Source organism: Mesorhizobium sp. BHbdii (genome assembly GCF_053848045.1).
Window position 1 is genome coordinate 376,765 of record NZ_JBSPKX010000001.1, and the last position, 23,223, is coordinate 399,987.

Consider the following 23,223-nt stretch of genomic DNA (forward strand, 5'->3'; position numbering starts at 1 on the left):
AATGTTCAACACGATCAAGACGGTCGCCCTTTCGGCGCTTATCGGCCTCGGCACCCTTGCCGCTATCTCCGCCACTGCCCAGGCAGACAGCATCTATCTCGGCTTCGGCAATAACGACGACCAGCGCGTCGGCGTCTATACCGGCGACGACGATTATTTTTATCGCGAACGCCGCCGCGAACGCGACTGGCGCCGGTCCTGCTCGCCGAACCGTGCCCTCAATAAGGCAGAGCGCATGGGTCTGCGCCGCGCCCGTATTGTCGACGTCAACCGCCGCACAGTGAAAGTAGCGGGCCGCCAGTATGGCGACCGCGTGCTGGTCGTGTTCGCCAATGAGCGCGGCTGCCCGGTCCTCTACCGGTAAGCGTTCATCTACCCGGTTCGGGACGATGCCGACCGGTAACGGACTTCTTGTCTAAGCATCATCTTTCCGAACCCGCAGGTTCGGAAAGGATTATGATCTTCTGCGAAGATCAGCTTGGGACAATGACCTTCTGCGACGGTCAGCTTGGGCCATGACCTTCTGCGAAGGTCGGCTTGGGACATGACCTTCTGCGAAGATCAGCTTGGGACATGAACCTTCTGCGAAGATCAGTCCGGAGACACGACCTTCTGCGAAGGTCGGTCTTGAGTAGCGGAGCCCCTTTCCGCCAGGACGGAAGGGTGCGGCTCGAAAAAACCCCGGAGGACCAGTCCTCCGGGGTTTTTGATGCAGCAAAGGCCAAACCGTTCACGGGGCGGCGGTCACTTCAACTCGAAAGTGACAGTGACCTGTACCGTGTAGGAATTCTCCCCGGCCTGCACTGGAACCGATTCGCGGGCCGCGTCGAAGGCCTTGGCGTTCATCGGTATCGGCGGCGGCGCGACATTCTGGTCGGTGATTTCCAGCACCCGCCCGATGCTGACCCCGGCGGCTTCAGCCAGCGTCTTTGCCTTGGCCATGGCGTCGGCGACCGCCTTCTTGCGGGCTTCGGTGAGAGTTGCAGCCGGATCCTCGTTGGAAAACGAGATGCCGCCGCCCTGGTTGACGCCTAGCGACACCGCCTTGTCGAGAATCTCGCCTGTTTTGTCGATGTCGCGGATGCGCACCGAAAGCGTGTTGGTCACCTGGTAGGCGATGAGTTCGGCTTCCTGGCTGCCGTCCGGCTTGTTGGTGTAGTTGTAGCGCGGGCTGATTTGGATGCCGGCTGTCTGCAGGTCGCGCTCCTTGATGCCAGCCGACTTCATAGCGGCGATCACAGAGGCCATGGCGTCGTTGTTGGCATCGAGCGCGGCACGCGCGGTCTTGGCCTCGCGCATGACACTGAGCGTCAGCAGTGCCAGATCGGGGGCCGCGGTCGCTTCGCCTTCGCCGGTAACGACGATGCGGGGCGGGGGCGGCGAATCGGCCGCGCCAGCCATCGCCGGAAACGCGATTGCGGCGGCGACCGCCAAGGGCAAAAGGTGTCTGGTCATAAAAATCTCCTCGGTCTGCGATCCAGTCGCGCTTGTCGACTACCGCATCGGCCCAAAAATCGGAATCGATTTCGGCAAGCACGATGCGTAGATTCAAAGCGTTAGAGCGTACTTTGCGCGTCTAAGTGGACGCATGTCGCTTTAATGTCTGAATATGGGCTGATTTGGACGATCTCGGCCAGCCAGTTCGGAAAGCCTTGTGCGATTCGGGGAAAAACATTAATCCAGCCGCGTGTGGGGCCTGTAGCTCAATGGTTAGAGCCGGCGGCTCATAACCGCTTGGTTGGGGGTTCGAGTCCCTCCGGGCCCACCATAACTCTTGATTTCATTGAGAAAAATTGTCGCTGGCCCGGAACGTTTTGGGCTCGTTATGGGCCCGGGTCTTTAGCACACGGGATTCGCGAAGCCTTCCGTGACGGCATAGGTGCGCACCATGATTTCGAGATCCAGCGCAAGGCCGCGACCGTGACCTTCGTCGGCACCGGGTTGAGCGTCGATATCGTCCCGGTAATCGAGGACGAGAACCGGCCCGGATATGGGTGGCAGTTCGACATTCATAACGGGTCAAAGGTGCAGACCTGCGCGCCTTGCCAGATCAAGTTCGTCAGGGATCGCAAGAATCAGGACAGCGATTTCCGCACGCTGGTGCGTTTGGCGAAAAAATGGCGCAACCACGCCGAGATCAAGCCGCTCAAATCCTTCGCGATCGAGCTAATCATGGCTCACATGCAGGCCAAGCAGGGCAATTCCGGCAGCATCGAGCAGCGGTTCCGGAATTTTCTGCTCTACATCGCCCAGTCTGGTCTGAAAGACCAGATCAGCTTTCCCGAGAACACGGCGCCGCTCGGGACCTTCACCGATCCCGTGGTCATCCTCGATCCGGTCTTCAGCCTGAATAACGTGACCAGCCGGATTTCGGAAGCCGAGCGTAAGGAAATCGTCGCGACCGCGGAGGCAGCTTGGGAAACCGCGAATTTCGCGTCCGCTGAAAACGACAAGGAGGTCTGGAAGGAAATCTTCGGTCCTCGCTTCCAGACGGAAGACTGAGATGAGCCAGACCAGAACCGCCAGCGCCACCGCTACCTATACTGTCGTCGACATTGAAAACGTCGTTCGCCGGGTGAAGGCCGATCTCACGATGATCGCCGACAGCACCGGCGCGTGGACCGCCGCAAAGGCGGCGGACTACGCCCATGACATCGAGGTGCTGGCCAAGGCCGGCTATCTCGCTTGGATCGACGTGACGCTGCTGAGCAACGGCGTTGAGCAGAATGCCGTGCGCTTCAATGTCGATACCGATGCAGGATCTTGGACGGCGAGCCGCCCCGGCGGTGTTCTCTGGCAGAATGTGCCAGGGGCGCATCTGCGCATCATCCTGAGCTACACCGACGCCTATACGAGTGCGGCGCGCGAGGCGACGAAGGGCAAGCTGAAGATTGGCTGGGTCACCTCCTATGACGACACCAGCCATGCCAGCCTGACCTCTTCAGGCGGCCGCAGCTATGCCAGCAACGCCTATGGAATGCAGAGAAAGGATTGGGCAGCGTGAGCCAGCCAAGTATTTTTGATAGCGAAACCCCGCTACCCAGTGAGGCTCTCGCTAGGCGGGAAAAAACCCTGTTGGGGTTCCAGGCGCGTTACGCTCGCGTTCACGACCAGCTCCGGCTTCTGCTCAATGTTGGCGGTCTCGGGGAATGGAACCGCAAGCATCATGGCGGTAGGCTGGCGATCTGCGATCTCGTGGCCGAGCAGTATCCGCTGGTGATCTTTCACGGCGACGTCGGGACGGGTAAGACGGCGATGGCCGAATGCATCGCCAACAAACTCGTGGCCGAGGCCAAGAGCGAGGATTCGATCCTCTTCAAGCTCTCGAACCGGGTGCGCGGTAGCGGCATGGTCGGCGAGATGGGAACGCTGATCGCGGAAGCCTTTCGCAAGGTGATCCAGTCGGCCGGCAAGCGCCGGCGGGCCATCCTGATCATCGACGAGGGCGACAGCCTTGGCGCCTCCCGCGCGCAGGACCACAGCCATCACGAGGACAAAGTGGCAGTGAACACATTGATCCAGGGCGTCGACGATCTCCGGCAATATGGCGGCCGCATCGTCGTCATTCTCTGCACCAACCGGCTCTCGGTGCTCGACGCCGCGCTCCGCCGGCGGGCGGCGATCATCGAGGAGTTCAAGCGTCCGTCGGAGGAAGAGCGCCGCCAACTCTTTCAGATGGACCTCGCCGGTCTGAATCTCCCGTCGACGCAGATCTCCGAGCTCGTGGTAGCCACCGGCACGCGCGGCAGCCATCCCTCATGGACCTACTCGGACATCCGCACGCGTCTTTACCCTGCTGCGCTCGCAAAAGCCTATCCGCAGGAGCCGTTGCGATTCGAACATCTGAAGTCGGTCGCGGCGGCGCTTCATGGCTCGCCGGTGATGGAGGACAAGTGATGCCGCGGTCCCCTCTGTTTGGCCGGCGCATCCACATTTCGGGGAGCGTAGTGGACGATGTTATGATCGCGCCGGGAGCCGATGTCGAGGCGGCACGGGAGTTGGTCAAGGCGCTGGTGAAAGAGCTGATCAAGCGCGGCGCCAACGTTGTCCTCGCTGACATCACGGGCGCCCGGCCGAACTGCTTCTTGGAACTTGGCTACGCCCTCGGCCGCGGGCTGCCGACGATGGTGACGGTGCGCGAAGGGGCGAGTCTGCCTTTCGACATCACGACCTTTTCGGGCCTCCACTGGAAAACGAGCGGGACTGTGGAGGACAAGCGGCGGGCTTTCCGGGAGCACTGGCAGGCGATCCGCAATCGCCCCTCCCTTGTCCCAGCGGAGCCCCTGATCTCATGAGCGGCGAGCGCGAAGTATTTGTCTCGGTCGATGTGGAGACCGCCGGTCCGATCCCCGGCGAGTTCAGCCTATTGTCGATCGGCGCCTGCTCCATCTTCGAGCCGGAGAAGACGTTCGCCTGCGAGCTGAAGCCGATCAACCGGAACTTCGATCCCAATGCCTTGGAGGTCAGTGGACTCTCTCTTGACGAACTGGCGCGGACGGGGCTCGCACCCCCTGACGCAATGCAAGCTTTTGCAAGGTGGCTCTCCTCCGTGACGGGCAGGGATTCAACACCGGTGTTCGTGGGATTCAACGCGCCGTTCGATTGGTCATTCGTAAACTACTATTTTCATCGCTTCAGCGACGGCAATCCGTTCGGATTCACCGCGCTCGACATTAAAGCGATGTATATGGGGGTGACTGGCTGCAGTTGGGCCAATACGCGATCAAGTAAGATCGCGGAGCGATTGAAGCCAAGCTTGACAGGAGATCACCATGCCTTGCACGACGCCATGCATCAGGCCGAGTTGTTCAGGCTCGTGAGCGGGTTAATCAAACAACAGTCAGTCAGGACGGTGAAGAGATTGGTTGATTGCCTTCCGGAAGAGACCGACGACATCGACTAGCGGGAACGGCGGATCGGAGGCCTCCGGCACCGCAGACTAAAATAGCGCATCAGGCACGCACGAATCGAAAGCCGAATCCCCTAAAGGGCAGGAAGCTGGAGTAAGGTCGATGCGGAAAATTCAAACCGGCTTCGCTAGCTCCTTTGATCGAGCCCGCGCCTGAGGGAAGTATTGATAGAAGGTGACGCGGCTCACTCCCAGGCGGCGAGCGATATCAGCTACCGAGATGTCTCCGGCCGCGAGCATGGCTTTTGCCACTCTCTTATCATCTTCAGTGAGCTTGGTTTTTCTTCCACCTTTGCGACCGCGGGCGAGAGCGGCCTTCAGCCCTTCCATCGTTCGCTCACGATTCAGGTCCAGGAAATATTCCGCCATAGCACCGTGCATTTGCAGCGCGAACCGGCCGTGTGCGGTCTCGCTGTCGAAGTGCTCGGTCAGGCTTTGGAACTTGATGTAGGCGAACTGCTAAAGGCCCACCTCGTGCAGGGGCGATGATTTCCCAAACGTTGCGGCATTAGAACAGCGCCTGGGCGCTATGAATATGAAAAGCTTGTCACTTGTATTCATGTTGTAAGAGGCCATGCCACGGGCGATGCGCGGAAAGCCGCGCTGCGACCGGCAATTATCACAGCTTTCCTACTCCGTTGTGCTAGCTTTTTTTCTGCGCCGATTGGTGTGCGACTGCGCGACGGCGATTTTTAACTCGGGTGTGATCTCCAACGGCGCATTCTCTGCCCCATGTGGGTTCTGTGACCCCTGGACCTGGACGGTCGGAAATGGGAGTTCGATGCCCTGCTCCTTGAAGACTTGGCGGAGGCGTACATAGAATTTGCGTTTCATACCGAAGGCGCCTCCCGGTCTGGTTGTGGCCTTGACCCTCAATACGATGCCGTACTCGCCGAACTCCTGTACGCCCTGCATCTTGATTGGTTCTAGTACCCAGTGTTTGAACTCGGGATCTTCCGCCAGTTCGAGGCCGATCCGCTTGATCAGCTTGCGAGCGAAGTCGATATCGGTGTCATAACCAACGATGATGTTGAATTTGTCGATAACCCAGTCACGGCTCTGGTTCTGGACTGCCCCGAGTTCACCGAAAGGTATCGTGAACAGCGGACCACGATGGTGGCGCAGCTTCACCGAGCGCAGCGAAAAGCTTTCCACGGTACCCTTGTAATTGCCCGAGGAAATATATTCGCCGACACGAAACGCATCGTCGAGCAGAAAAAACACGCCTGAAATGACGTCCTTGACTATGGTTTGTGCCCCAAATCCTACAGCGACACCAACGACGCCAGCGCCGGCGATCAGCGGGCCGATCTGGATACCCATCGAGGCGAGCATCATCAGCACCGCCATCACGATGATCAATGCGAGCAGAATGTTTTGGATGATAGGCAAGAGAGTGTGCAGCCGCGCCTGCTGCGGATCGAGGGTCGGGACGTCCTCTTCGCCGATCACCGCGTGCGGTATTTCGATGCCCAGCTTTCGCTCGATCAAAGCCTTGACGATCGACCAGCCGAAATCGGCTGCGAGGGCAATGACCACGACATTGATCAAGCCGCGCAATATTAACGTCGTCGTATCGCTGTCCCGCATGGATTGCATGTTCAGGCCCCAGATACGTGCGAGAAAGTAAGCCGCCGCCAGGATCAAAATCATCCGGATTCCCCGATCGACGACAGCGATCGTCACCGCCGGGATCGTAGGCCGGCCGAAATCTTCCGAACCCGGCCGCAGGACGAAATTAACCCCGCGCTGCGTCAGCACGATTGCCAAAGGCAGGAAGAATGCGGCGAAGGTAAACCAGAAGAATACATAAAGGCCGGCGATGCGCTGCAGGAACAGAGCGACGAGATAAGCAGTCAATAACCATGTCGCCCCCGTATGGTGCGCATCGTCTCGCTGCGTTCTTGGCCGACGCCAAACGGCAAGCAGAAAGATCAACAGCAGTACGAAATCGGCGCCCAGTGACAGGACCATCATTCCGTCCTGATCGATGCCGAGACCCGGCAAGAGGATAAACGCGGCGCCGAAGAAGGCGAAGACGCCGACGATCCGGGGTAGCCAATAGGACCAATGGTCAGCCGCTTCGTTGGTGATCGGCAAACCACGAACCTCAACGGCGTTCTCGACGTTCATGAAGGAAGGGACGAGCATGGCTATGACGTACATGCGCACACCCCATGTAACGACTGCCGCCATCAGAAATGTCAGTACAATCTCGCGGATAAGCATTGGCCAGTCGAACAACATGAACGCGCCGGCGCTGCCCAATGCGAACGAGACGATCAGCATGCTGGAATAAAGCGCGCGACCACCAATCTTCTTGGCTCGCCCAATGGGCGTATCCTTCGGTTGCGCGATAATCCAAAGACGAAATGGACGGGTGAACTTGTAGATTGCCCAAGTGAGCGCCAGACCGGCTGCGATGAACATCGCAATCAGCATGAATACGCCAGCAGACCCCTTGCTGGACATATCCTCCATGGTCTTTGCCCGAACGTGCGCGAACTGGCCTGGCAGCAGGGGCAAAGTTTGCACGATTGTTCCGATATGATGCCTGATCCGATCGAGCGTCGAGGATGCCATCGTATTCATCTGGCCTGGTGCGGCCACGGCGTCGGACGATGTGTCGGTCGGCGAAGCTCCTGCCTCGGCAGGCGCTCCGGTTGACCCGGCGTCCTGATTTCGTTGTTCGGCCACCCAAGCCTTCACCGACGGATCGTCGAGAAGGTCGAATAGCTGTTTGACCCTTTCAGGCGGGACGGTCGCCGGCGCCTGCGCCTGAGCCGGACCGGCCAACAAGAGGGCGATCCCAAAGACGAGCGGCCTGGCAATCAGGACGAACATCGCCGTCAGATCTCCGAGACGTCGTGCCAGGCGCGCCAGGTTCCTGGCTCCCAATCGTCGAATCATGAGTGGCATCGTGCTGTTAACCTTCCGGTCAAATCGGCAAGCAACGACATCTATGTCCGTTGTTGCCCTACCTTGAAGAAACCGATGTTGCGGTGCAAGACGTCATCGTTCCGAGTTTGCGCCGAGTACTTGGCGGCGTTTATTTAGCCGCCGGGGGCAGGCCATTCCGACCTCGGCCCAGGCCTCCAGCCGTTCTACGCCGAAATCGTCTTCGTGGCAGTGAACTGGACAAAGCTATCGGCGGCGATGGCCGGCCTTCCTAAACGAAAGGGCGCGTCTTCATCGATACTTATTGTCGCGGAAGAGCTTTCGATTTCGGACCACGAAAAAACACAACGAAATCATCAGTCTTAATATATCCTCCGGGCCAACCAAAATATTAAATGTCAATGGCTTATCTACTTCTCACAAGTAGATGTGGGAGATCCCGTTCCAGTAAAACTGGTTGGGCCTTTGTCCGTCAATTTCTCCTGCTCGTCGAGGCACTGGACGCACTCCTACGTAAGAATTCTGGCGTCGGGAGACCTCTGTGCGGTGCGTGCGGTGATCGGCGGCAACGACGTACGAATAGGCAGGTTTGATGCCGACCTTCGTCTTCAGCACGAGTATGGCTGTTTCGCGCCGCAATTGCGCCATTCACGCGGATTTCAGTAGTCCCGAAAGCGGCCATTCGTTCATCTGCGGATCGAGCCGCTAGGGAGTCACCTTCCATGACGATTCGCCATATGTTGGTCGGTGGTAAAGTTCTCGCTCGCCGCGCCCACGGGCCGACAACCGGCCACACCACCCACTTCGTGAAGTAGAGTAGACCTATCAGACGATCTTAAAAATCATCACTTGAATGCCAATGCGCTTGCGGGCTACGAGGTGCAGTGCGGCTGCCCTCTTTAGGCGCGCCGCAATGTCCTTGGCGGCTTCCCACCGCCGGCGGGCACGGTAGCTGCATGTCCGATTGCCGCGGCGAAGCACGCGCTAGATATACTGATGCTCGACGATATATACGACCGTGATTCTCGGTCTTGCAAACCCGGCAAAGCAGCCGTGCCGGCGCGCATACCGGCTAGGACGGTCTATACAGAGTCTTCCGATGTGCAAAGGTGACCAGGTCGTTTTCGCGCCCTTGAAGCCCTTCTTTCAATCTTCGGCAGTATCGAAACAGTTGCCGCCACACCGGCAGCAATGGGGTAACGCATCCTTGCTCCATCGCCATGGCGCCGCCGTTAAGGCTGACCAGATCCGTTCGACAATGACGCACCGCGGACTCTCGACCAATACGTCCATTGCGTTGCGCCATCATTAGTCGTGCTGGACTGTCTGTCGGTGCGCGACATGCCCGTGTTCCTCATTTGCTCGGTCGACCAGCGTGAAGACCAGAGACATGGGGAGAGCGCTATGTTGAGGGTGCGCGTGCAGTCGACTGCATCAAGGCTGTGGACGACTGAGACCGGAGTATAGGATTGATCCTGATCCTACGCGCTGGGTGTACTGCCAACAGGCAAGAGGCACAGCCGTTGCTCGCTGCTCAAAGCGGCGTCTTCCGACGTTCGCGGGATATCACCCATGCTCGCAACGGGTCTGCCATAGACTTTCGCATCCCCTGACCGGTGCTTCCGTCCGATGGTGGCGCAGGCCGAAGCGGCGCAACTTTCCTCCGTAGACGCTAGGTGGCGGTCCATGGAGGCTCATGCCAAATCCACGGGCGCCAGCGGCGGAGGTGGCCGATACGGCCGTGGTCAGCAGGAGACAAACATGACCCTGGACAACATTTCACACCCCTCGATCCAGCACTGCGCCGACAGCCTGAACGCCAAGCACAGCAACGGTAGACCGGAGCCCGAATTGGTTCCGTCGCGCTACGCGCTGCAGGTCGGCGACATCGACGTGCTGGTGGTCAGCGATGGAGTGCTGCCGATACCAGCCCCGGTTATGGCATACAACGTCGACCCGGCCGTCCGGGCGGCCTGGCTGGACGACATGTTCCTGCCGCCGGACGTGCTCGAGTGGCCGCTGAACGTGGTCGTCGTACGCAGCGGCGGCCGGACCATACTCGTGGACGCCGGGCTGGGGATGGACCCGGACTTGCACTTGCCGAGGGCCGGGCGGTTAGTCTCGCGACTGGAGGCCGCCGGCATCGATCTCGCATCCGTGACCGACGTGGTGCTGACCCATATGCACATGGACCATATCGGCGGGCTGCTCATCGACGGGGTGAAGGACCGGCTGCGTCCGGATCTGCGGATTCACGTCGCGGCCGCCGAACTCAAGTTCTGGGAGTCGCCCGATTTCTCCCGCGCCTCCATGCCAACGGGGTTCCCGGATGCGCTTCGGCGGGCGGCCAAGCGGTTCGTGAACGAGTACCGCAGCCAATTGCGGCCGTTTGAGACGGAGCACGAGGTGGCGCCGGGGGTGGTCGTCACGCTCACTGGCGGCCACACCCCCGGGCACAGCGTGGTCCGCCTGGCGTCCGGCGGCAACCGGCTGACCTTCGCCGGCGACGCCGTGTTCCAGGTCGGGTTCGACCAACCCGACTGGCACAACGGCTTCGAACACGATCCCGAGGAGGCGGCCCGCGTCCGCATCAATCTTTTGCGGGAGCTGGCGGCGACACGAGAGCCGCTGGTGGCCACTCACCTGCCGTTCCCGTCTATCTGCCATGTGGCGGTGGACGGTGATGTCTTTCGTTGCGTGCCGGCTGTCTGGGACTACTGACCCGCTTGTCGGGTCAGAGCCCTACCAGGTCACCGTCGAGACTTATTGCGCCATGATCGTCTGCTCGTGCAATGTGTTGAGCGATCAGGATGTCCGCTCCGCCGTCAAGGCGGAGCGGACGTGCTCGATCCGCCAGGTCTATGGCTCTCTCGGCTGTAGCGCCCAGTGCGGCCGTTGCGCGCGTACTATCCGCCGCATCATTGACGAGGCGCGCGGCAGCGCCCGTCCGGCATCCAGTAACCCTGATTCGTCCGCCACCGGTCTTCTGGAGTACTGACCCCTTGCCGCCCCTTCATGGGTTCATCGACCAACTTGCCAACGTCGGAGTACTTCGCCGGCAGCCGTCCCTGCCTCTTGCGGTAAAATGGCGTCGACAACTCGCGAACCTCGGGCACCTGAAGGATGCCGTGCTCACACGGCATTCGTTTGGCCTCGGGCGATTGGTCGTTGCCGACGAGGCACGGTCAATATTCATGGAAGAGGCGCAGTAGTTGGCGACGAGCGGTCGCGCCGCCCTGGGGGCCGGACGCCGACCGGTCCGCCCCCAGGCGCATGCGCGCTTCGCGAATCGTGAAGGCGCGGTTGTGCCTTTACCGCCCGGCGCAGCCTTTCAATCAGGAGCTCATAGACCAACGTATCGGGCGCACGCGTCCTCGGCACGATAGTTCGTACACTGGAAAGGCTGGCATGTTTGGGTCCTCCACAACTCGACCAAGGAGCATCGGAATGACGCTGGATTCGTTCTTTCGAAGATGCTGCAAACCCTCCAGAGGCTCCGAGCGGTGGACACGGCGGCGCAGCCGATTAAGGGCGGTAGCGCGTTTGCTCGCGCGACGGTCCGGCCGATCTACTCTCGCAACTGGATCAGAGTCTCGCCGACGAATCCTCGCGACGGCGAGTGAACCCGCTGAAGGACGGCCGGGCAAGGGCCGGCCGATGTCGATACCGGCAATTCGAGACCCAGAGCCAATGCGATGAGCGGTGGACATTCAGCCTATGTTCCCAAGACCGGGGTCGGACGCTGGTTCGACGCCCGCTTGCCGGTGCCGCGCTTGGTGCATGATCAGTTCATCGTCTATCCAGTCCCGCGCAACCTGAACTACGCCTATTCGTTCGGCGGCATCCTCTCGATGATCTTGGCGGGGCAGATCGTTACCGGCGTGGTGCTGGCCATGCACTACGCAGCCGACACGACGCTGGCCTTCAATTCCGTCGACAAGATCATGCGCGACGTGAATTCCGGCTGGCTCCTGCGCTACTTGCATTCAAACGGCGCGTCGTTCTTTTTCATCGCGGTCTACGTCCACATCTCCCGCGGCCTCTATTACGGCTCCTACAAGGCGCCGCGCGAACTGCTGTGGGTTCTCGGCTGCACCAACCTTCTGTTGATGATGGCGACGGCGTTCATGGGCTATGTGCTGCCATGGGGGCAGATGAGCTTCTGGGGCGCGACCGTCATCACCGGCTTCTTCAGCGCCATCCCGCTGGTCGGGGACTGGGTGCAGCAACTGCTGCTCGGCGGCTTCGCGGTCGACAATCCAACCCTCAACCGCTTCTTTGCGCTGCATTACCTGCTGCCATTCATGCTGACCGGCGTGGTGATTTTGCACATCTGGGCGCTTCACGTCGCCGGCCAGACCAATCCGGCGGGTATAGACGTGAAGTCGGAGACCGATGTCGTGGACTTCACGCCGCACGCCACCATCAAGGACATATTCGGGGCAGTGGTATTCGTGATCTTCTTCGCCTATTTCGTTTTCTACGTGCCGAACTATCTCGGGCATCCCGACAACTACACCGCTGCCGACCCGCTGAAGACGCCGGCTCATATCGTGCCCGAATGGTACTTCCTGCCCTTCTACGCGATCCTGCGTGCCGTCACCTTCAACATCGGGCCAATCGACTCGAAGCTCGGCGGCGTGCTCGCCATGTTCGGCGCCATCGGCGTGCTGTTCTTCGTGCCGTGGCTCGATACGTCGAAGGTGCGCTCGGCCGTCTACCGGCCCTGGTACAGGCGGTTCTTCTGGCTGTTTGTCATCAACGGCCTCTTCCTTGGCTGGCTGGGGTCCAAGCCGGCAGAAGGCTGGTATATCCCCGCCATGCAGGTATCGACCCTTTGTTACTTCGGGTTCTTTCTCGTCGTCATGCCGCTGCTGAGTGTGATCGAGACGCCGCGGCGGCTGCCGAACTCGATATCCGAAGCGATCCAGGAGAAAAGTCAGGAATAACAGCGAACGATCGCTTGTCCCGATGCTGTGCTCTCGCTCAGAGGCAAGGATAGTGTGAGGATTTCATGGATTCGGATCCGGTCATGAGCTGGTGGAATGCTCCCCATCTCTACATGGTGCTCGTCGGTCTCGTCGGCATAGTTGTCTGGCACGTCATTCCGCGGCGGCTCTCCACCACCAGGCTGATTGTCCAGATAGCATTCTTCTTTACCATGTCGATCCTGCTTCTTGACGGAACTGTGGTCCCCTACGAGCCGACACGGGGCAACGAGACAACCGCTAGCGCAATCCTCGTCGGTTCGGCCAAGGTACTGTGGTGGGTCCACCTCGCCTGGGCGCTGATCGGGTTTGTCCGTATCTATCTCGTGTTCGAACGGAAGCCACGGGAGGCGCGCCTTCTGCAGGACCTCGTCGTCGGCGTCGTCTACGTTGGGATGCTGCTGTCGATCCTTGCTTTCGTCTTCGGCGCGCCGATCGGAACGCTGGTCGCCACCTCGGGCGTCTTTGCAATCATACTCGGACTGGCGCTCCAGAATACGCTGAGCGACGTCTTTTCGGGCATCGCGCTCAACCTCGGTCGTCCGTATGTGCTTGGGGATTGGATCGTTCTGAGCGACGGCACCGAAGGCCGCGTTGTCGAGACCAACTGGCGATCAACCCACCTGCTCACCTTGGCCCACAACGTCGTGGCACTGCCGAACAGCTTTCTCGCAAAGCTCGGACTGACCAATGTCAGCAGCCCTGAGGAGAGCCATGGGCTGTCCGTCACGATAAGATTAACCCCGACCAAGATGCCGGCCATCGTCGCGGACGTCATGAACGCGGCCCTACAAAGCAGCAACATAATACTGAAGGAGCCGCCACCAGTGGTCGCTATCAAAGGTCTGGATGCGACAGCGATTGAGGTCGATCTGTTTTTTCGCGTAGCAAATGTTGGCCAGCGAATTCCAGCGACGAACGAAATCTTCGATCTTGTCTACCGTCATTCCAAGTCCGCGGGTTTGCGACTGGCAACGCCACCCTCCTCTTCGATTCTCATGAATGACTTGCCGAACGAAGAGACGGCAAATCTCCCAGAAGTCACGCCGATCAAGCTTATAAATGCCATACCAGTATTCTCGGCGTTGACGGACAACGAAAAAGAAGCCCTCGCGGCAACGGTTACGGTGCGCACCTATCGCAAGGGCGACATCATAGCACAACAGGGAGAGATGCTGCCCTCCCTGATGATTGTTCGGACGGGCATCATTGTCCGAGAGCGCGGCGAAGATGACGCCCATCCGCAGGAGATTGGCCACCTCGCTCCCGGCGACTTTTTCGGAGAGACGGGTCTGCTCGCGGGCATTGGCGAGACCTCGACCTTGCGCGCAATGAGCCACGTCGTGGTCTACGAGATTGACCAGCAAAGCTTCGCGCCCCTGCTGCTCGACCGCCCCGAAATGGCCGAAGATCTTGCGGCCGTCCTCTCAGCCAGGATGTCCCTCGGCGGTAGCCGCACCGGACAAGAGCACACGGATTCGAAATTCGCGCTGCTCAAGGCCATGCAGACGATCTTTCACCCAGTACCGTTCCGGCGCGTTTCGGGCGCCGGCAGACCGGGCGTACAAGAAGGGAGGTAGCCATGAGCATCCGACAAACCGGCGTCACCGATATCGTTTTGCCGGTGTCCAGTGAACCTGTGAGCGGTTTCAAGGTACGGCGCGTATTGCCCTCCAGGTATGGGCGAATGGTCGGCCCCTTTGTCCTCTTCGACCAGATGGGGCCAGCCGTGTTCAATACGGGCCAGGGTTTGGACGTGGGACCGCATCCCCATATCGGATTGGCGGCCATGACCTGCCTGGTCGATGGGGAGATCGTCCACCGGGACAGTCTCGGTACGGTGCAGGCGCTCCGTCCCGGTGAAGTCAGCTGGATGACGGCCGGTTCGGGGATCGTCCATTCCGAGCGGACGCCGCCGGAGGCTCGAGCGTCCGGCAGCAATTTTTTCGGCATTCAGGCCTGGGTTGCCCTTCCTTGCAGGGATGAGGAAGCCGCCGCCGATTTTGCCCATTACAGTGAGCCGGAGATACCGAGGACGTGTGCCAGAAGCGTCGAATTCACCTTGATCGCCGGAGCCTCGGACGGTTTGGTCTCGCCGGTAAGAACCTTCTCCGACATGGTGTTCACCGAAATCGTGCTGACCAGCGGCGCACGATACCAGGTTAAGCCCGAACATCATGGCGGTCTATGTCGTCGCCGGCGAGGTCGAGATGGTCGGCCGGCCGGGCTCGTTCCGTGAAGCCGAACTGATATTGCTGGAACCAGGCGCCGAGATCGTGCTCAAGGCGCCGGCCTTTCATTCAACACGACTGATGCTGTTGGGAGGCGAGCCCTTTTCCGAACCGCGGCACGTCTATTGGAACTTCGTATCCTCCTCAACCGAGCGCATCGAGCAGGCCAAGACCGATTGGCGTGAACGCCGTTTCCCGGAAGTGCCGGAGGAGGAGGAATTCACTCCTCTGCCGGAGGATTGACCAGGGCAAATCGCTTGCCCTGATCTGCCTGGCAGCATGCGACCGCAGGCGCGGTTCTTGACGGCGGAAACTCTGTGCTTGGCCAGCTAAGCGACTTGCCGCTGCATCGAGCGAATCCTGGTCATGGTGTCTTCGTCGAGCAGACCGTCGAACCAGACGTCGAACATGGTCTCGAGCAGGAACTCGTCGTAACTGGCTTCCGAGAACAGCGTCAGCGACGCGTGCAGTTTGCCGGCGTCGATATCGCCGAAGACGGTGCTGGCGCTGCAGTTGATAAGCCTCTGCAGCGTGCTGACGCATTCGCGATAACGACCGCCCAGCAGCGGCGAGGAGATATAGGCGTTCGCCTCGTCGAGCGATCCGATCGCGTAAGCCTCAAGCGCGGCCCCGCTTCCGCTGGGGGCCAGCCTGGGGAACATGAACTCCATGTAGGGAGTACACATCATTCCCCGACGCAGGATGCCGATAGCATCTTCGTAAACCGGTTCCTGTGCGTGGACGAATCTTTGCAGGTTGTATTCGTCATCCATGGCGGCTCACCCGATCTTTGCCGAAGCAACAACTCCGCTCACGATCATCCGGCGAGAACGTCTGAATATTGCGGGTTCTTGACGAGGAACTGGCCCATGAACGGACATTTCGGGATCGCCTTGCGACCGGTCTTTCGGAGCAGCTCAAACGTGCCATGCGCCAACTGCGATGCGATCCCCTGTCCGGAAAACTCTGAAGGAACCTCGGTGTGGATCAGAACAACCCGTCCGTTCTCGAGACGATAGTAGGCCGCAGCGATTGCTCCGTCTGCAATAGGCAGCTCGAAACGATGTTGTTGCGTATTTTCCGTGACCTTCGCGTTCATTTTAGATCCTCGACTGTGCCGCGTCTGTCTGCAGAGGGCGGTTGCAGGCATGAATGACTGGGCGCTGTGAGCCGGCACCCTATTGGCTTGCAGTTAATCCTGCCGGGCCTCCATGGCGGGCAGGCGCAATATCACTGTCGTGCCCGAGCCGAAGGCGCTTTCGATATCGACGCGCCCGCCGTGGCGCTCGGCAAAATGCTTTACCATCGGCAGGCCGACGCCGCCCAGGCCCGTTCCCTTGGTGGTGAAAAAGAGATCGAAGGCGCGGAGCACGGTCTCCCGCGTCATTCCGATTCCACTGTCTTCGATACGGAGCTCGACGACAGTGCCAGGATCCTGAACGACCGCGGCGGCGTTTATCGAGATCAACCCGCCGTCCGGCATCGCGTCGCGCGCGTTGAATACGAGATTCAAGACCGCGTTCTGCAAACCCAGCGGATCGCATTTCGCAGCGGGTAGATCGCGCCCAACGCGAACTTCGAGACGAACGTTCGTCTCCCATGCGCTTCGGACAAGGTTTTCGACCTCGGCCAAGCAGGCGCCCACGCTTGCATGTTCCGGCGCTCGATGACTTGCCGCGGCCCGGCCGACCGTCTCCCTGACGAGCGCGGCGGCTTGCTGCAAGGCGGTCCTGGCGCTGGCGATTACGGGGTCGAGAGCTGGAGCCGTCGAGACGCTCGGGTCGCGGGCGACCCGATTCAATGCAGATGAAGCGACCTGAATAAGATTGCCCAGATCATGAACAATGCCGGCCGTCGACTGCTCTGCCGGCGGGTCGGACAGGGGAACATCAGTAGTCCGGTCAAAGACATGATTGTCGGCCGTGCCTGATCTTGTTTCCGCGCCTGACATTTTCATGCCCTCTTTTGTTCGGTCGACCCCTGGCAATCCGGTCGTGTGAGGACACTATATTGACGAGCATTTTCGGGTCGATTGGATGGAGGACGAGGGCGAGCCATACGGCGGTATATGTCTCGCTGCAGTTTTCGCCGGATTGATCGCCATGGCACTTATTGAGACCGGTGAAGGGAGACACTGACAGCCGACGCCAGTCGGCCGCGCACTCCCTGCCAAGCTTGGGCGCGCTGCCTGGGAAGGTCGGCGCGGCCGGCGATGCATTCGATCGATGCCGGGAATCTACCCGTGCGCCGACCACCGGCTACAGCTGCCACTCCCCCGGGTGCATCGTCCTAGACTTTCGGATCGCCTGACCGAGCCGTCCGTCGAATATTTTCGCGCGCCAAGTGGGCGCATTCTTCTCGGTATCGGACGACCCGCCGCACAGGAGAAGACACGTGCACAAGATCATCAGAGCTCTGGCCCTTGTTTACGCATGTTGCGTGTCGGACAGCGCGACGACGCAGGCCGCGGACTATCAGGCAAAACCGACGATCGTGCTGGTGCACGGGGCCTTTGCTGAATCGTCGAGCTGGAACGGCGTCATCGCCGAGCTCAACAGGGACGGTTTCCGGACCATCGCTGCGGCCAACCCACTTCGCGGCGTTGCAAGCGATGCGGCCGCCGTATCGGCCGTCATCGGATCCATCGGCGGACCGGTCGTCCTGGTAGGCCATTCTTACGGCGGGCCGGTCATCACCGAGGCAGCTAACGGGAAGAACAATGTGAAAGCGCTGGTCTATGTGGCCGGATTCGCCCCGGACAAAGGCGAGTCCAGTCTCACGCTTTCGGGGAAGTTCCCAGGCAGCACGCTTGGCGAGGCGCTCCTGCCGGTGGCGCGGCCGGATGGAGGACAGGACCTCTACATCCAGCCGGAAAAGTTTCACGTGCAGTTCGCGGCCGATGTGCCGGCAGCGCAGGCCAGCCTGATGGCGGCGACACAGCGCCCGGTGGCTGACGCCGCCCTGGCAGAACCCTCCGGCGCGCCTTCTTGGAAGACAATTCCATCCTACGCGATCTACGGCTCGGCGGATCGGAATATCCCGCCGGCGGTCATGAAGTTCATGGCCGAGCGCGCGCATTCGGTGAAGACCATCGTCATCGAGGGCGGGTCGCACGCGCTGATGGTCTCGCGTCCAGAAGCGATCGCCTTGCTCATAGAGGAAGCCGCATCGGCGCAGTGACGAAACCGGCCGCCTCGCGCCGGCTGCATTCAACAAGTGCAAGCCCAAGGAGACATCGACATGAAAATCGTGGTCATTGGCGGCACTCGGTACATCCGGTTAGCGACTGTCGAGAGGTTGCGTCAACAGGGGCACGACGTCGTGGCGGCGTCGCCGCAACGTCGTGCCCTCACAACAGCGGCACCTCATGATCCCGGCCACGCTGGCAGACCTCTTCGGGAATTCCTCGAGAACACCGCCTCCGTCCTGCGCCACCTATGGCGCGGCCGATATCTTTGGCTTGGGCTACTACGGCAGCGCCTCGGAGGTCGTGGGGTCGGGGCAAGCGAGGGACGGCTGCGAAGACAGTGTCGCTTGAGCCAAGCCCTTCTGCTGGCGGTCGAGCGAGTCGCGGACGCGGGTCGCTCTCATCAAGGAATTCAGGGCCGGCACGGTTAGAGCCGCCGGCGTTGTTCCCAGTAGATTTTTTCGAAGTCAGAACAGGAGAATGACATGAAAATCGTAATCATCGGTGGCACCGGACTTATCGGCTCCAAGACCGTCGCAAGGCTGAGCGTGAAGGGCCACGACGTGTTGGCGGCGTCGCCAAGTGGCGGCGTCAACACCTTCACCGGTGAAGGATTGGATAAGGCTCTTGCCGGGGCGGAGGTTGTCATCGACCTCGCCAATTCGCCGTCGTTCGAGGACAAGGCCGTTCTCGAGTTCTTCGAAACAGCCGGAAAGAACCTGCTCGCGGCGGAGAAGGCCGCCGGCGTGAAGCATCACATTGCGCTCTCGGTAGTCGGGGCGGAGCGCCTGCCCCGCAGCGGCTACCTGCGCGCCAAGATGGCTCAGGAGAAGCTGATCAGGGAGTCGGGAATTCCCTACACGATCGTTCACTCGACCCAGTTCTTCGAGTTCCTTGGCGGCATTGTGCAGTCGGCAACCGTCGGCGACACGGTCTCGGTATCGTCGGCCTACTTCCAGCCCATCGCCGCAGACGATGTTGCAGAGGTGATGGCTGACGTGGCGCTCTCCCAGCCGATTAACGGCGTGATGGAGATCGGCGGCCCCGAGCCCTTCCGCATGAACGAACTGGTCGTGCGTTTTCTGCAGCTCGCCAACGATCCCAGGAAGGTGATCGGTGATCCTCATGCGCTCTATTTCGGGACTGAGCTAGACGACCGCTCGCTTGTCCCGGGCGCGGGCGCCCGCATCGGTTCGACGCCATTCGAAGACTGGTTCGACCACGCCCCGTCTCGGCGAAGCGGTGTTGCGGCGTAACGGCGGCATCTGAAGACAACCGCAAGGGAAACGACGATGGACCACAAGCTGCCCTTTGCGCCTCAGGCAAGTCGCCGAGCCCTCCTCCTCGGCGCAGCGGCCGCCGGCATTGCAACCGGCCTGCCCAAATATGCGCTCGGGCAAGGGACAGCCGGCCAGGAATCGAACTCATCCATCTCTCAAGAAGGATCGAAAGATATGAGCACTATCACCACCAAGGATGGCACCGAGATCTACTACAAGGACTGGGGTCCGAAGGATGCTCAACCGATCGTCTTCCACCACGGCTGGCCGCTCAGCGCCGACGACTGGGACACGCAGATGCTTTTCTTCGTCGGGCATGGATATCGCACCATAGCCCATGACCGGCGCGGGCACGGCCGTTCTGCGCAGGTGAGCGACGGTCACGATATGGATCACTATGCTGCCGACGCGGCGGCGGTGGTCGAGCATCTCGGCCTGAGGGACGCAATCCATATCGGCCACTCGACCGGCGGCGGCGAAGCCGCTCATTACGTCGCCCGCCACGGCAACGGGCGCACCGCGAAGCTCGTCCTCATCGGCGCGGTGCCGCCAATCATGGTGAAGACGCCGGCCAATCCTGGCGGCCTTCCGATCGAAGTGTTCGACGGGCTGCGCAAGTCGCTCGCCGACAACCGCGCGCAGTTCTACATCGATTTCCCATCGGGCCCCTTCTACAGCTTCAATCGGCCGGGCGCGAAAGCGATCCCGGGCATCATCCAGAACTGGTGGCGGCAGGGCATGATGGGCAGCGCCAAGGCGCACTACGACGGCATCAAGGCCTTTTCGGAAACCAATTTCACCGACGACCTCAAGATCATCGACGTGCCGACACTCGTCATGCACGGCACGGACGATCAGATCGTGCCCATTGCCGATTCCGCGCCGTTATCCGCAAAGCTTCTGAAGGACGGCACGCTCAAGATCTATGAGGGCTTTCCGCACGGGATGTGTACCACGCATGCCGATGTGGTGAACGCCGACTTGCTCACCTTCATCAGGTCCTAGGCTCGCGCCGTGTCCTGAGGCGAGAGCCCGATCGCCGGCCGTCCTCCCCTCCGGCCGGCGATCACCCCAATCTCAACCGCAAACTGGAGACCAGACAAATGATCCGGAGTATACTCTACAGCACCGCCGCTCTCGCGGCGTTCATCGCCACCGCCGCGCTGGCCGACAATACGGCTGGCGCTTTCAAAAACGTGAAGCTCGTTTATGATCAGCCGCTTCCGAACGTGCCCGGCAAGAGCATGAGAGGTGTGCTTGTCGACTATGAGCCAGGCGGCAACTCGCCCGCGCATCTCCATCCCAAATCTGCTTTCATCTACGCCACGGTTCTCGAAGGGGCGATCAAGAGTCAGGTCAATGATGGCCCGGTGGTCACCTATCGCGCCGGCGAGAGCTGGTCCGAATATCCCGGCGATCGTCACCGCGTCAGCCAGAATGCCAGCGCGACTGACCCCGCCCGGCTGCTGGCTGTCTTCATCGTCGACACCGGCGAGACCGAACTTGTGCTCCCCTACGAAGAATAAGGTCGGAATCTATCGCCCTGTTTGAACAGGAAAGCGCCGCGCCGCCGGAGCGTTTGAAGGCTTGGCGGCACGGCACGCAACCAAGGACGGCGCAATGCTCATCGGCGAACTGCATGCCTTCACGTCGTCGCGCCTGGCCGTGATCGACTTGGATGCAACGGTGCAAGCGGCCGCCCTTTCACTGTCCAGGCCTGGCATCGGCCTCGTTGTGGTATGCAATGCAGGCGGAGGCGCGGAGGGTGTGCTCAGCAAATCCGATCTCGTGCGCCATCTCACCGGCCCGGGGGCCAAGACACCGCCAGTGTCCGACCTGATGAACAGATCCATTGTCTCCTGCAGTCCGCAGGACGATGTCCACGACGTATGGCAGACCATGGCGGCGCGGAGCTTGCAGAACATTCCGGTCATCGACGTCGGCGCCAGGCCTCTCGGCATACTGGACATACGAGACGCGATGAAAATGTTGTTTGAGCAGGAAGAAATTCAGGAGCGGATGCTCTTCAATTATGTCACCGGCGTCGGCTACCGCTAGCCGCTTGCCTGCAGCGATACCGCTACTCCTCCAGGAATATCCTCCCCAGAAGGACAATGAACATGAAACTATACTACAGCCCGCTTGCTTGCAGTCTTGCCGATCACATCGCCCTACTCGAGGCTGGCGTGCCATTCGAGCGGGAGAGCGTCAACCTGAAGACCAAGCGGACGGCCTCGGGGGCCGATTTCAACGACGTGACGCGCAAGGGCTACGTTCCGGCGCTGGTGCTGGACAGCGGAGAAGTCCTCACCGAGAACATCGCCGTCCTCGATTGGCTCGCCACGGAATATCCAACGCTCGGTATTCCAGGAAACCTTGGCCGCATGCGCGTGCTAGAAGCGCTGGCTTTCATCTCGACCGAGGTGCACCGCAGCTTCAAGCCGATGTGGCATGCAAGCAGAGAAACCCAAAAGGCACAGGCAAAAGCGACGCTTTCCAGGCTGCTGGACATTCTTTCTGGCAACCTTGCGGGCGACTACCTGTTTGGCGCAACGCCCAGCGTGGCTGACTTCTATCTTTTCGTGATGCTGCTATGGGCCGAGCGCTTCGATGTCTCCGTTCCCGCGCAGCTGGTTGCTCTGCGCAAGCGCATGGCGAACCGTCCGGCCGTGCAGGAGGCCATGCGGCACGAGGGGTTGATCTCGGCGAATGAGCGCGAAGCATTCACCGCCGCCTGACGCAGACGATGGCCTCCCAGCCGGCAGTCTTCGGCCGTCCGGACCGATCGGATGCCAATGGGAGCGTCCGGCTGGCTGACGGGGCGTCGTCTTGGAGTTGAACTTGCCGGCGAGCGATCCGATCGCGGTATTCGTTCCGAAGCGTTCGCGGCACACCCATCAATCCGAAAATTTGCCCAGCCCGGAAGCTGGCCAGGAGCGAGATCATGCCCACTCTGGATAACAAGGTCGTCATTGTCACCGGCGGAGGCTCCGGCATCGGCCGCGCCGCGGCGCTGGGCTTTGCCGCGCAAGGCGCGAAGGTCCTCGTCACCGGGCGCCGCACGGCAATTCTGGACGAAGTGGCCGCCGAGCACCCGGCCGTCAGAGGTCTCGTCGCTGATGCTGCGGAGCCCGCCGATGCCGCGCGCACCATTGCGACGGCAATCGACACATGGGGCCGCTTGGACGTGCTGGTGAATAATGCCGGCGCAGGCGCTCTCCTGCCTCTGAGCGATGCAACCGCCGAACGGATCACGAAAATCTTCGCGGTGAATGTCGTCGGCCCGAGCCTGCTGGCGGCGGCTGCCCTGCCACACCTGGGTGCCGCAAAAGGAGCGATCATCAACATCTCTAGCACGTTCGGCCACAAGCCAGGAGCCGGTTTATCGCACTATGCAGCCAGCAAGGCCGCGCTGGAGCACCTGACCCGCTGCTGGGCGCTGGAGCTTGCGCATCTCGGCGTGCGCGTGAATGCCGTCGCTGCCGGCCCGACCGAATCCGGTGCGCTGACGGGCATGATGGGGCTCTCGCCGGAACATGCGGCAGTCATCGAGGAAGCCGAGCGCGAGCAGATACCGCTCAAACGGCGCGGCATTCCCGACGACGTCGCCAGATGGATCGTCCACCTGGCCGATCCGGCGTCCGACTGGATGACCGGCCAAGTGATTGCCGCCGACGGAGGCCTTGGCCTCACGTGAGCGCCCGGCTGACGCATGTGCCGGCGAAGCTGC

The 23,223-nt window shown here is 60.8% G+C and carries 24 protein-coding genes, 1 tRNA gene and 2 pseudogenes; 21 read left to right on the forward strand and 6 right to left on the reverse strand.

Annotated elements, in window-relative coordinates; translation table 11 throughout:
* Position 1: 1 nt before the first annotated feature.
* Positions 2 to 364: a hypothetical protein gene (locus tag ACWTU8_RS01790; RefSeq protein ID WP_455846792.1), complete on the forward strand. Its 363-nt coding sequence runs from the start codon at positions 2 to 4 to the stop codon at positions 362 to 364.
* Positions 365 to 744: 380 nt separating this feature from the next.
* Here ACWTU8_RS01790 and ACWTU8_RS01795 read toward each other — a convergent pair whose 3' ends face one another.
* Positions 745 to 1,455 carry an SIMPL domain-containing protein gene (locus ACWTU8_RS01795; protein WP_455846793.1) on the reverse strand — a complete coding sequence of 237 codons (711 nt, stop codon included), beginning with the start codon at positions 1,453 to 1,455 and terminating at the stop codon, positions 745 to 747.
* A 237-nt stretch (positions 1,456 to 1,692) separates the two neighbouring features.
* On the opposite strand from ACWTU8_RS01795, the gene ACWTU8_RS01800 reads away from it, so the two are divergent.
* The 6 genes from ACWTU8_RS01800 to ACWTU8_RS01825 all read left to right on the forward strand — a co-directional run bounded on the left by ACWTU8_RS01800 (position 1,693) and on the right by ACWTU8_RS01825 (position 4,903).
* A tRNA-Ile gene (locus ACWTU8_RS01800) sits at positions 1,693 to 1,768 on the forward strand.
* Complete coding sequence (locus tag ACWTU8_RS01805; protein WP_455846794.1) at positions 1,735 to 2,502, forward strand: CBASS oligonucleotide cyclase; 768 nt, start codon at positions 1,735 to 1,737, stop codon at positions 2,500 to 2,502. The genes ACWTU8_RS01800 and ACWTU8_RS01805 overlap by 34 nt, the downstream gene beginning before the upstream one ends.
* 1 nt (position 2,503) lies before the next feature.
* A complete protein-coding gene (locus tag ACWTU8_RS01810) occupies positions 2,504 to 3,004 on the forward strand; it encodes an HORMA-1 domain-containing protein (protein ID WP_455846795.1) in 501 nt (166 codons plus the stop codon).
* Positions 3,001 to 3,897: an AAA family ATPase gene (locus tag ACWTU8_RS01815; RefSeq protein ID WP_455846796.1), complete on the forward strand. Its 897-nt coding sequence runs from the start codon at positions 3,001 to 3,003 to the stop codon at positions 3,895 to 3,897. The genes ACWTU8_RS01810 and ACWTU8_RS01815 overlap by 4 nt, the downstream gene beginning before the upstream one ends.
* Positions 3,897 to 4,295 carry a hypothetical protein gene (locus ACWTU8_RS01820; RefSeq protein WP_455846797.1) on the forward strand — a complete coding sequence of 133 codons (399 nt, stop codon included), beginning with the start codon at positions 3,897 to 3,899 and terminating at the stop codon, positions 4,293 to 4,295. Before ACWTU8_RS01815 ends, ACWTU8_RS01820 begins: the two co-directional genes overlap by 1 nt.
* Positions 4,292 to 4,903 (forward strand): 3'-5' exonuclease, encoded by a 612-nt coding sequence (locus ACWTU8_RS01825; protein ID WP_455846798.1) that lies wholly within the window; start codon positions 4,292 to 4,294, stop codon positions 4,901 to 4,903. Before ACWTU8_RS01820 ends, ACWTU8_RS01825 begins: the two co-directional genes overlap by 4 nt.
* A gap of 120 nt (positions 4,904 to 5,023) precedes the next feature.
* Here the strand turns inward: ACWTU8_RS01825 and ACWTU8_RS01830 are convergent.
* Positions 5,024 to 5,356: pseudogene (locus tag ACWTU8_RS01830) on the reverse strand (helix-turn-helix domain-containing protein); the annotation flags it as partial.
* Between the two features lie 183 nt (positions 5,357 to 5,539).
* Entirely contained in the window at positions 5,540 to 7,753 is a 2,214-nt protein-coding gene (locus tag ACWTU8_RS01835) for a mechanosensitive ion channel family protein (RefSeq protein ID WP_455846799.1), read from the reverse strand.
* 1,815 nt (positions 7,754 to 9,568) lie between these two features.
* Between ACWTU8_RS01835 and ACWTU8_RS01840 the strand changes: the two genes are divergently transcribed.
* From ACWTU8_RS01840 to ACWTU8_RS01865, 6 genes are all read left to right on the forward strand, one after another.
* Positions 9,569 to 10,528, forward strand: a complete 960-nt coding sequence (locus ACWTU8_RS01840) for an MBL fold metallo-hydrolase (RefSeq protein ID WP_455846800.1) — start codon at positions 9,569 to 9,571, stop codon at positions 10,526 to 10,528.
* Positions 10,529 to 10,580: 52 nt separating this feature from the next.
* A complete protein-coding gene (locus ACWTU8_RS01845) occupies positions 10,581 to 10,805 on the forward strand; it encodes a (2Fe-2S)-binding protein (protein ID WP_455846801.1) in 225 nt (74 codons plus the stop codon).
* Positions 10,806 to 11,502: 697 nt separating this feature from the next.
* Positions 11,503 to 12,756 carry a cytochrome b gene (locus tag ACWTU8_RS01850; RefSeq protein ID WP_455846802.1) on the forward strand — a complete coding sequence of 418 codons (1,254 nt, stop codon included), beginning with the start codon at positions 11,503 to 11,505 and terminating at the stop codon, positions 12,754 to 12,756.
* Between the two features lie 113 nt (positions 12,757 to 12,869).
* Positions 12,870 to 14,375 carry a mechanosensitive ion channel family protein gene (locus tag ACWTU8_RS01855; protein ID WP_455846803.1) on the forward strand — a complete coding sequence of 502 codons (1,506 nt, stop codon included), beginning with the start codon at positions 12,870 to 12,872 and terminating at the stop codon, positions 14,373 to 14,375.
* Positions 14,376 to 14,377: 2 nt separating this feature from the next.
* Positions 14,378 to 15,034 carry a pirin family protein gene (locus ACWTU8_RS01860; RefSeq protein ID WP_455846804.1) on the forward strand — a complete coding sequence of 219 codons (657 nt, stop codon included), beginning with the start codon at positions 14,378 to 14,380 and terminating at the stop codon, positions 15,032 to 15,034.
* Entirely contained in the window at positions 14,973 to 15,269 is a 297-nt protein-coding gene (locus tag ACWTU8_RS01865; RefSeq protein WP_455846805.1) for a pirin-like C-terminal cupin domain-containing protein, read from the forward strand. The genes ACWTU8_RS01860 and ACWTU8_RS01865 overlap by 62 nt, the downstream gene beginning before the upstream one ends.
* A gap of 86 nt (positions 15,270 to 15,355) precedes the next feature.
* Here ACWTU8_RS01865 and ACWTU8_RS01870 read toward each other — a convergent pair whose 3' ends face one another.
* The 3 genes from ACWTU8_RS01870 to ACWTU8_RS01880 all read right to left on the reverse strand — a co-directional run bounded on the left by ACWTU8_RS01870 (position 15,356) and on the right by ACWTU8_RS01880 (position 16,659).
* Complete coding sequence (locus ACWTU8_RS01870) at positions 15,356 to 15,799, reverse strand: DUF1810 domain-containing protein (protein ID WP_455846806.1); 444 nt, start codon at positions 15,797 to 15,799, stop codon at positions 15,356 to 15,358.
* 44 nt (positions 15,800 to 15,843) lie between these two features.
* Positions 15,844 to 16,125: a GNAT family N-acetyltransferase gene (locus tag ACWTU8_RS01875; protein ID WP_455846807.1), complete on the reverse strand. Its 282-nt coding sequence runs from the start codon at positions 16,123 to 16,125 to the stop codon at positions 15,844 to 15,846.
* A 93-nt stretch (positions 16,126 to 16,218) separates the two neighbouring features.
* A complete protein-coding gene (locus ACWTU8_RS01880) occupies positions 16,219 to 16,659 on the reverse strand; it encodes a sensor histidine kinase (RefSeq protein ID WP_455846808.1) in 441 nt (146 codons plus the stop codon).
* A gap of 761 nt (positions 16,660 to 17,420) precedes the next feature.
* On the opposite strand from ACWTU8_RS01880, the gene ACWTU8_RS01885 reads away from it, so the two are divergent.
* The 8 genes and pseudogenes from ACWTU8_RS01885 (at position 17,421) to ACWTU8_RS01920 (ending at position 23,190) form a co-directional block, all read left to right on the forward strand.
* On the forward strand, positions 17,421 to 18,206 hold the full coding sequence (locus ACWTU8_RS01885) for an alpha/beta fold hydrolase (protein ID WP_455846809.1): 786 nt from the start codon (positions 17,421 to 17,423) through the stop codon (positions 18,204 to 18,206).
* A gap of 60 nt (positions 18,207 to 18,266) precedes the next feature.
* Positions 18,267 to 18,362, forward strand: a pseudogene (locus ACWTU8_RS01890) (NmrA family transcriptional regulator); the annotation flags it as partial.
* A 336-nt stretch (positions 18,363 to 18,698) separates the two neighbouring features.
* A complete protein-coding gene (locus ACWTU8_RS01895; RefSeq protein WP_455846810.1) occupies positions 18,699 to 19,469 on the forward strand; it encodes an SDR family oxidoreductase in 771 nt (256 codons plus the stop codon).
* 198 nt (positions 19,470 to 19,667) lie between these two features.
* Positions 19,668 to 20,498, forward strand: coding sequence for an alpha/beta fold hydrolase (locus tag ACWTU8_RS01900; protein ID WP_455846811.1), 831 nt, complete (start codon positions 19,668 to 19,670; stop codon positions 20,496 to 20,498).
* A 98-nt stretch (positions 20,499 to 20,596) separates the two neighbouring features.
* Complete coding sequence (locus ACWTU8_RS01905; protein ID WP_091597564.1) at positions 20,597 to 21,019, forward strand: cupin domain-containing protein; 423 nt, start codon at positions 20,597 to 20,599, stop codon at positions 21,017 to 21,019.
* 94 nt (positions 21,020 to 21,113) lie between these two features.
* Positions 21,114 to 21,551: a CBS domain-containing protein gene (locus ACWTU8_RS01910; RefSeq protein WP_455846812.1), complete on the forward strand. Its 438-nt coding sequence runs from the start codon at positions 21,114 to 21,116 to the stop codon at positions 21,549 to 21,551.
* 62 nt (positions 21,552 to 21,613) lie between these two features.
* Positions 21,614 to 22,231: a glutathione binding-like protein gene (locus ACWTU8_RS01915; protein ID WP_455846813.1), complete on the forward strand. Its 618-nt coding sequence runs from the start codon at positions 21,614 to 21,616 to the stop codon at positions 22,229 to 22,231.
* A 206-nt stretch (positions 22,232 to 22,437) separates the two neighbouring features.
* Positions 22,438 to 23,190: an SDR family NAD(P)-dependent oxidoreductase gene (locus ACWTU8_RS01920; RefSeq protein ID WP_455846814.1), complete on the forward strand. Its 753-nt coding sequence runs from the start codon at positions 22,438 to 22,440 to the stop codon at positions 23,188 to 23,190.
* Positions 23,191 to 23,223 lie beyond the last annotated feature (33 nt).

Coding starts and splice junctions, on each gene's coding strand:
- ACWTU8_RS01820 (WP_455846797.1), top strand. CDS start 3,897: ATGCCGCGGTCCCCTCTGTTTGGCCGGCGCATCCACATTTCGGGGAGC.
- ACWTU8_RS01790 (WP_455846792.1), top strand. CDS start 2: ATGTTCAACACGATCAAGACGGTCGCCCTTTCGGCGCTTATCGGCCTC.
- ACWTU8_RS01875 (WP_455846807.1), bottom strand. CDS start 16,125: ATGAACGCGAAGGTCACGGAAAATACGCAACAACATCGTTTCGAGCTG.
- ACWTU8_RS01795 (WP_455846793.1), bottom strand. CDS start 1,455: ATGACCAGACACCTTTTGCCCTTGGCGGTCGCCGCCGCAATCGCGTTT.
- ACWTU8_RS01825 (WP_455846798.1), top strand. CDS start 4,292: ATGAGCGGCGAGCGCGAAGTATTTGTCTCGGTCGATGTGGAGACCGCC.
- ACWTU8_RS01870 (WP_455846806.1), bottom strand. CDS start 15,799: ATGGATGACGAATACAACCTGCAAAGATTCGTCCACGCACAGGAACCG.
- ACWTU8_RS01920 (WP_455846814.1), top strand. CDS start 22,438: ATGCCCACTCTGGATAACAAGGTCGTCATTGTCACCGGCGGAGGCTCC.
- ACWTU8_RS01905 (WP_091597564.1), top strand. CDS start 20,597: ATGATCCGGAGTATACTCTACAGCACCGCCGCTCTCGCGGCGTTCATC.
- ACWTU8_RS01860 (WP_455846804.1), top strand. CDS start 14,378: ATGAGCATCCGACAAACCGGCGTCACCGATATCGTTTTGCCGGTGTCC.
- ACWTU8_RS01915 (WP_455846813.1), top strand. CDS start 21,614: ATGAAACTATACTACAGCCCGCTTGCTTGCAGTCTTGCCGATCACATC.
- ACWTU8_RS01895 (WP_455846810.1), top strand. CDS start 18,699: ATGAAAATCGTAATCATCGGTGGCACCGGACTTATCGGCTCCAAGACC.
- ACWTU8_RS01850 (WP_455846802.1), top strand. CDS start 11,503: ATGAGCGGTGGACATTCAGCCTATGTTCCCAAGACCGGGGTCGGACGC.
- ACWTU8_RS01810 (WP_455846795.1), top strand. CDS start 2,504: ATGAGCCAGACCAGAACCGCCAGCGCCACCGCTACCTATACTGTCGTC.
- ACWTU8_RS01835 (WP_455846799.1), bottom strand. CDS start 7,753: ATGTTCGTCCTGATTGCCAGGCCGCTCGTCTTTGGGATCGCCCTCTTG.
- ACWTU8_RS01900 (WP_455846811.1), top strand. CDS start 19,668: ATGAGCACTATCACCACCAAGGATGGCACCGAGATCTACTACAAGGAC.
- ACWTU8_RS01865 (WP_455846805.1), top strand. CDS start 14,973: ATGGCGGTCTATGTCGTCGCCGGCGAGGTCGAGATGGTCGGCCGGCCG.
- ACWTU8_RS01855 (WP_455846803.1), top strand. CDS start 12,870: ATGGTGCTCGTCGGTCTCGTCGGCATAGTTGTCTGGCACGTCATTCCG.
- ACWTU8_RS01845 (WP_455846801.1), top strand. CDS start 10,581: ATGATCGTCTGCTCGTGCAATGTGTTGAGCGATCAGGATGTCCGCTCC.
- ACWTU8_RS01910 (WP_455846812.1), top strand. CDS start 21,114: ATGCTCATCGGCGAACTGCATGCCTTCACGTCGTCGCGCCTGGCCGTG.
- ACWTU8_RS01840 (WP_455846800.1), top strand. CDS start 9,569: ATGACCCTGGACAACATTTCACACCCCTCGATCCAGCACTGCGCCGAC.